The organism is Moorena sp. SIO3H5, assembly GCF_010692395.1.
GTDB lineage: Bacteria > Cyanobacteriota > Cyanobacteriia > Cyanobacteriales > Coleofasciculaceae > Moorena.
The window spans coordinates 1-7089 of the sequence record NZ_JAAHHS010000389.1; the positions used below are offsets into that span (position 1 = coordinate 1).

Sequence of the window (7089 nt, forward strand, 5' to 3'; positions counted from 1 at the left end):
GTGGTAGGGGGTGGGGTGTGGGGACAAGTTATACTGGTAGGTTGGACTACTACTAAACTTGTTTGCCCCTAAACAAAGTTTTTAGGCGGGGTATTAGACCCCTATGAGTAAGGGACAGTTTTTCCCCTACCCCCTACCCCCTACACCCTACCCCCTGTCCCGAAGGGACTGATAATAGGGGATTTGGAATTAACGGCGGTTGCAGGCTTTTGTTCGAATTTGTCTTCAGGCAAGCAACGGTAGAATACCTTGCCTCACCCTTAGATGCTATTAAACTCATGCCAGATGAATTTTTCGAGTAGTACACCATGAATTTTTACTGAGATTACCACGCGATCGCTCATGCTTAGGGCATAGGATGCTGGGGTATTCAATGGGGGGTATGGGGTAGGGTGACCGGGTGTGGGGACAAGTTATACTGGTAGATTGGACTACTACTAAACTTGTTTGCCCCTAAAACAAAGTTTTTAGGCGGGGTATTAGACCCCTATGAGTAAGGGACAGTTTTTCCCCTACCCCCTTCATCTAAGACAGAAACTATAGTGTCCACTCAACACTGCCAATCAGCTCTGAGCATAAGAGTATGGTAGAAAGAGCTACCGAAGCAATCAGGGAGTTGATGAATGTCGGAAAACCAGTATGCAGAACGCGTCAGACAACAAGAGAGAGTTTACCTCAGGCGTGTTGCTGATTACTCTTCACTACAGTCGATACCAGAAATCTGGCCCCTTGCTGCCCAACGCTTTGGGTCAATCATTGCTCTGCAAGACCCTCACGCTGTGGGAGCTCATGGTGCTCCAGCTTCGACCCTGACCTATACCCAGTTGCAGGAGCAAATCGAGCAATTTGCGGCTGGATTACAATCCCTAGGCTTCCAGCCAACACTGGATGAGAAGGGTATTCCTACCCGAATTGCGTTATTTGCTGATAATTCTCCTCGATGGCTAGTTGCCGATCAGGGTATCCTGACTGCAGGAGCAGTAAATGTGGTGCGCTCAGGTCAAGCAGAACGCCAGGAATTGCTTTATATTATCGAAGATAGCGGTAGCACTGCTGTAGTGCTAGAAAACCTTAAAACTTTAGAAAAATTAGGCGATCGCTTGGATGGGCTACCGATTGAATTGGTGATTCTCCTTTCTGAAGAACAACCAGTATCGACCGGATCATCCCGACAAATTGTTAACTATACTCAACTCATGGAAGCCGGGGCATCTCGGTCTGTTACCAAAGCTAACCACAACCGGGAAACCTTGGCAACTCTGCTGTATACGTCTGGTACCACAGGTAAACCCAAAGGGGTGATGCTGAGCCATGGTAATCTCCTGCATCAGGTCAACACCCTTGGTACCGTAATAGAAATCGAAAAAGGCAATCGCGTTCTTTCTATCCTGCCTACCTGGCACGCCTACGAACGCTCAGCAGAGTATTTTCTATTATCTCAGGGTTGCACCCAGATTTACACCAACCTGCGCCATGTCAAAACAGACCTTAAAACCTTCAAACCTAACTTTATGGTCGGAGTACCCCGACTGTGGGAATCTATTTATGAGGGGGTGCAAAAGCAGTTTCGTGAGCAACCGGAAGGTAAGCAGAAATTAGTCCAAAACCTGCTAGGGTACAGTCAACGCTACATTGATGCACGGCGGCTTGCTCAGGGGTTGACCTTAGATAATTTAAATCCAACACCTGTCCAAAAACTATTGGCCACAGTGCAAGCTTCCTATTTATGGCCGGTTCATCAATTGGCTAATAAACTAGTTTATCAAAAAGTCCGGGAAGCCACTGGGGGAGAAATCAAGCAAGTCGTTAGTGGTGGGGGTTCCTTAGCTCGGCACTTGGATAACTTCTTTGAGATTATTGGTGTCGAAGTCCTAGTAGGCTATGGTTTAACCGAAACCTCTCCCGTTACTAATGCTAGGCGTTCGTATCGTAACCTGCGTTTTAGTGCTGGACCACCTTTACCAGACACTGAAATCCGGATTGTTGACCCTAATACTCATCAGCCTTTACCCCAAGGTCAACGAGGGTTGGTGATGGTAAAAGGACCACAGGTGATGCAGGAATATTATCACAAACCAGAAGCTACCGCTAAGGCAATTGATTCAGACCGGTGGTTTAATACAGGGGATTTAGGTTGGGTTACCCCCCAGAATGATTTAGTCCTAACTGGCAGAGCCAAAGATACTATAGTTCTCACCAATGGGGAAAATATTGAGCCACAACCGATAGAAGATGCTTGTTTGCGTAGTGCTTACATTGACCAGATTATCCTGCTAGGTCAAGACCAAAAGGCGTGTGGTGCTTTAATAGTACCAAATTTGGATGCCTTGCAAGGGTGGGCAGCGGCTCAAAATCTTTCCCTTGACGTATTTGCTCCAGATGTTGATTTAAATGCTACTAAAGAGGTTCAGAGGTTATACCGGACTGAATTAAACCGAGAAGTCCAAAATCGCCCAGGTTATCGGCAAGATGACCGCATTAGCACCTTTAGGCTGATTCTAGAGCCGTTTTCCCAGGAAAATGGCATGATGACTCAAACTTTTAAAATCCGACGACCTGTAGTCAGAGAACGCTATCGCGCTATCATTGACGCCATGTTTGCTTAATCGAGGGTAAGAAAGTTAAAACGTTAGAAGGTTTAGAGGTGCGGGCCTCGAACCTTGAGACTGAACCTCAATCTTCTTTTTAAGAATTATTGAGCAATATCACCAGTCAAACTCTCAATCCCTCAAACTTAGATAGTGGAACGCATATGGACGACTCTAACAAAAACTTACTCTTAAAACGGCCAATTAATATCAAAGCCATCGTTACCCCTCGATGGAAAGAAGAGGTTCAGCAACAACTACAAAATCAAATCAACCAAATCGACGGCCAACTGCAACAGATTGATATCCAGGGACAAAAAGCGATCGCTGAGATTAAAAAGCAGAGCATGGATCCTCCTGGTCCTCAGGTATCCCAACAAATTGAAAGCATTCAAATGCAGGTCAATCAAAAGAAAAGTGAACTGCTAGACCAGAAAAACCAGCAACTTCAGCAACTACAACAAGTTCAAACCCTCGAACTCGACCAGGAAGTTAGTCAAGGTCAGCTAGAAAGCTTCTTCAGGGTGGAAGAGGGAGATAACCTAGTCAAAAAGATGAACGTAGAAATTCTGCTGCGGGATGGGGTTATCCAAGAGATTCGCGGTGATATTTAGTACGATGTCAATGCTGAATTAATAGCTACAGATTAAGGAAAAGATCACACCAGATCAATAGACACGGATAGACAGATAACCAACTATCTGTCTATCCGTGTTTAACAATCTCTGTATTGTCTTTCACCCCTTTGCCATTGATCCAGCCATTACTGGCAAAATTCCGTTGACCAATCCTGATGACCCCGTCCCTCTCGACAGGTAAACTGTTGACCAGCCCACATCACCTGCCACTGTTTGCCAGTTTGGGCTGATTCCTTGGGGGATAACTCAATACGATACCGGATGCCACGTACAGAGTCATCCGGTAAACCCGTTTGAGTGATGGTGACTACCGCCTGATCAGGTTTAGGATAATCTACCTTGACCTGTTGATCAAAGTTTCCTTCAATCAACATTGATTGGTTTTGACCAAAGGTAGATAATGCGATCGCTTCTGGATCGGCACCAATCAGTTGATCCGGTTTTGCCTTATTGGCTAGGTCAATGGCTTTATAGTCTTCTCGTTTAGTCTGGACATTAGCAGGAGACTGAATTGGTTTCGGTGCAGGGGGTTTGCTAATCAGATTGCAAGCACTCAGGAATAGGATAATACCTGTAAGCAGGGTCAAGGAAAGTTTTTTGTTAAGCATCTCATACCAAGTTTGATTCAATAGGATTCAACCTAACTTGTCGGCTGTTGACAGTCAACCGTCAAGGGTTAAAACTCAACACTCAATACTTAACACTCAACACTCAACAAAAAACATGATCGTCTTAGCCTAAGTCTATCTAATTACTAATGGCATTAGTTATGGCATTATTTATGCCGCTTGAACACTGATCCGGCACCCATAGCACCCAACATTAACAGACCCAATATCGAAGTTGGTTCGGGAACTTTCTTAGAACTCTTAGGAGGATCTGGGAAATCGCGAAACTTGATGCCAGAAACCGCACCACTTCCTGGTAGTTTAATATCTAACTTGGTCACTGAATACTCAGGAAGATCGCTGAAATCGTAAGTCGATAGGGAGTTGTCTGTGCCAAGTTTTAGTGATTTTTTCACTTTTGTGCCATCCTCCAGAAACGCTTTAACATATCCGTTTTTATTCTTCGGACTCTCATCAATGTCTAGAAGCTTGACGTAATCGACAGAAACGGCTTGATCAAACACAAAGGAAATGATGCCACCGCCAGCCCAGTCGTCAGGTTCTTCATTTTTAGTCTCGTTGATAATTAGAACATTACCCTGTGGCTTCGTACCAAAGGAAGCTCCCGTGGCTAAGTCATCGTCTCCACCGCTACATGTAATCCCAAAATCAGGTCCGCAATTGCTGTTGAATAACCTTAAGGGATGATTAGACCCTGTGTTACTGGTTATCTTCACACCCCATTTTTCCCATTGCTTCCCAATATTTGTTTTAGTCCCCGCCTTGAGAACTTTACCAGCATCATCCTTTTCAAAATCCAGTAAGTATGTATCAGCTAGAGCGGGATTAGCACCTACTGTTCCCAAACTAACTAAAGCTGCTGTGAGCGTAAGTGTTGATAACTTTTTCATGGTTTTTAAACCCCTCAATGCTGACTGAATTGTAGCGCTAAAATCTATTTATTTTATTATCTTTTTTTGATGACTTTGATTAACGCTTACTATCTACTATTCAGGGCATAAGTATATGATTATAGTTATTTTATGGTAAATTAACCTATATGTTAGGTATAAGTTTCATTTTTTGGGATAAATAAGTAATTTCTTCAATGTGTGAGTCGGTTAATTAAAGATTTAGTAAAGTGACCTTCATTCTGCTCCCAAAATCGATAAGATTTAAGATTATACTAAACCAGCTCGTAAGACAAACCTGTCAGCAGTCAAGGGTACCTATAATGGATTGTGGGAATTTTTGATCAAAAGTTCCCGACTCCCGACTCCCGACTCCCTGTTCCCTTTGCTAGATAAGAGCCATGAGCATGTATAGAGTGATTGGTAGCTACCCACTCCCCTAATCCCTAATTCCTAGGACAAACAGGATATCCGTATTGTAGAAAAGCATGGAAGCCCTCTGGCTCATGGTTTCTTTACACAGTACGATGGCTTTCTGGGGCTTATTCAAGTTACAATGCAAGCTGGCATAATGTTTTTGCTAGCTCACTAGAATTGATTTAGAAGACCACCCCATGATTCACGAAGTTTTCATGCCCGCCCTCAGTTCAACCATGACCGAAGGCAAAATCGTTTCCTGGGAAAAATCTCCCGGGGACAAAGTCGAAAAAGGTGAAACCGTGGTGGTGGTTGAGTCGGATAAGGCTGATATGGACGTTGAGTCCTTCTATGAAGGATATCTTGCCACAATCACGGTATCAGCTGGTGACTCTGCTCCGGTGGGAGCCCCGATTGCTCTGATTGCGGAAACGGAAGCGGAAATTGAAGCAGCTAAACAACAAGCTGCCCAATCTACACCAGCAACTGACACAGCAACAGCTCAGCAAGCAACGGCCTCAACCCCAGAACCGGTACAAACAACTCTTGCTGCAGTTGCTGATACTCCCAGCCGCCGTAATGGCAGAATTATTGCTTCTCCCCGAGCTCGTAAACTAGCGAAGGAATTACGGGTTGATCTCAATACCTTGAAAGGAAGTGGTCCCCATGGCAGGATTGTGGCTGAGGATGTGGAAGCAGCAGCAGGTAAAGTGAGTACTCCTCCGACACCAGCAACCACCACCCCAGCAGCACCCGCGACAGCGGCTGTAATGCCCACTCCCACCCCAGCACCTCTGCCAACTCCTCCTGCAGCTGTACCCCTCGGAGAAGTGGTGCCCTTCAATACCTTGCAAAATGCAGTGGTGCGGAATATGATGGTCAGCCTGCAAGTGCCTACCTTCAGGGTTGGTTACACCATCACTACCGATGAGTTAGATAAGTTATACAAAAAAATCAAGCCTAAGGGTGTTACCATGACCGGGCTGCTGGCTAAGGCAGTAGCGGTTACCTTGCAGAAGCATCCCTTGGTCAATGCTAGTTATACCGAACGGGGAATTCAGTATCACAGTTCCATTAATGTAGCTGTGGCTGTGGCAATGGCTGATGGTGGGTTGATTACCCCAGTATTGCGCCATGCGGAGCAGCTGGATATTTATTCTCTGTCTCGGACTTGGAAAGATTTAGTAGACCGTGCCAGAACTAAGCAGTTGCAGCCAGAGGAATATAATTCCGGTACTTTCACCCTATCCAATTTAGGAATGTTTGGTGTAGACCGGTTTGATGCGATTTTGCCCCCAGGACAGGGTTCTATTTTGGCCATTGGTGCATCCCGTCCTACGGTAGTAGCTACCCCTGACGGCATGATGGGTGTAAAGCGTCAGATGCAAGTCAATATTACCTGTGACCACCGGATTATCTATGGTACTGATGCGGCAGCGTTCTTGCAAGACTTGGCGAAGTTGATTGAAACTGATCCGCAATCCTTAACTCTTTAAGTGTAAGCATCCAGCCAGCTATCAGCTTTGGCCTATGGCCTGGATAGGTTTATTTTAAGCTGACCGCTGACTGCTGACCGCTGACTGCTTACGTTAAAGCTAGTTTTTCATGTTTAATCACTGAAAGGGGCGCACGGTTGGTTGTGCGCCCCTCTCACTAAAATTGTTCACTATTTCGCTTAACAGTTAGCTTTTCGCAGTTTCCCTCCAGCAGTAAACAAACCAGCCACAGCGATTAGACCAAGCACAGTAGAGGATTCAGGCACAGGTTGTGGATCGGATCCAGACGGTTTTGGAGGAGTACCAAGCAACGCCACTTGGTAGGTGGCATCGTGAGATATACCATCTTCTCGGCTGAACAGCCCAGATTCTATGCCCTCGAAACCGTAAAGGTATTTAGTTTCGCCATTGTAGTCAACCTTGACAATTTC

Annotated in this window: 6 protein-coding genes; 3 read left to right on the forward strand and 3 right to left on the reverse strand. The window is 45.4% G+C overall.

Features of this window, described 5'->3' with window-relative positions; genetic code table 11:
- The first annotated feature begins 623 nt into the window (after positions 1 to 623).
- Both F6K52_RS29095 and F6K52_RS29100 read left to right on the forward strand, forming a co-directional pair.
- Complete coding sequence (locus F6K52_RS29095) at positions 624 to 2606, forward strand: AMP-binding protein (RefSeq protein ID WP_293086919.1); 1983 nt, start codon at positions 624 to 626, stop codon at positions 2604 to 2606.
- Positions 2607 to 2752: 146 nt separating this feature from the next.
- Positions 2753 to 3202: a YlqD family protein gene (locus F6K52_RS29100; protein ID WP_075897882.1), complete on the forward strand. Its 450-nt coding sequence runs from the start codon at positions 2753 to 2755 to the stop codon at positions 3200 to 3202.
- A 149-nt stretch (positions 3203 to 3351) separates the two neighbouring features.
- Here F6K52_RS29100 and F6K52_RS29105 read toward each other — a convergent pair whose 3' ends face one another.
- Both F6K52_RS29105 and F6K52_RS29110 read right to left on the reverse strand, forming a co-directional pair.
- Positions 3352 to 3834 carry a hypothetical protein gene (locus F6K52_RS29105; RefSeq protein ID WP_293086922.1) on the reverse strand — a complete coding sequence of 161 codons (483 nt, stop codon included), beginning with the start codon at positions 3832 to 3834 and terminating at the stop codon, positions 3352 to 3354.
- A 167-nt stretch (positions 3835 to 4001) separates the two neighbouring features.
- Positions 4002 to 4745 carry a PEP-CTERM sorting domain-containing protein gene (locus tag F6K52_RS29110; protein WP_293086925.1) on the reverse strand — a complete coding sequence of 248 codons (744 nt, stop codon included), beginning with the start codon at positions 4743 to 4745 and terminating at the stop codon, positions 4002 to 4004.
- A gap of 614 nt (positions 4746 to 5359) precedes the next feature.
- On the opposite strand from F6K52_RS29110, the gene F6K52_RS29115 reads away from it, so the two are divergent.
- Positions 5360 to 6658, forward strand: a complete 1299-nt coding sequence (locus F6K52_RS29115) for a dihydrolipoamide acetyltransferase family protein (RefSeq protein WP_293086928.1) — start codon at positions 5360 to 5362, stop codon at positions 6656 to 6658.
- Positions 6659 to 6837: 179 nt separating this feature from the next.
- On the opposite strand, the gene F6K52_RS29120 is transcribed toward F6K52_RS29115, so the two are convergent.
- On the reverse strand, positions 6838 to 7089 hold a 252-nt coding region (locus tag F6K52_RS29120; RefSeq protein ID WP_293086931.1), incomplete at its 5' end, for an NF038130 family PEP-CTERM protein.

Excerpts from the sequence above, each read along its gene's own strand:
- F6K52_RS29115 (WP_293086928.1), top strand. The coding sequence starts at position 5,360 with ATGATTCACGAAGTTTTCATGCCCGCCCTCAGTTCAACCATGACCGAA.
- F6K52_RS29105 (WP_293086922.1), bottom strand. The coding sequence starts at position 3,834 with ATGCTTAACAAAAAACTTTCCTTGACCCTGCTTACAGGTATTATCCTA.
- F6K52_RS29110 (WP_293086925.1), bottom strand. The coding sequence starts at position 4,745 with ATGAAAAAGTTATCAACACTTACGCTCACAGCAGCTTTAGTTAGTTTG.
- F6K52_RS29095 (WP_293086919.1), top strand. The coding sequence starts at position 624 with ATGTCGGAAAACCAGTATGCAGAACGCGTCAGACAACAAGAGAGAGTT.
- F6K52_RS29100 (WP_075897882.1), top strand. The coding sequence starts at position 2,753 with ATGGACGACTCTAACAAAAACTTACTCTTAAAACGGCCAATTAATATC.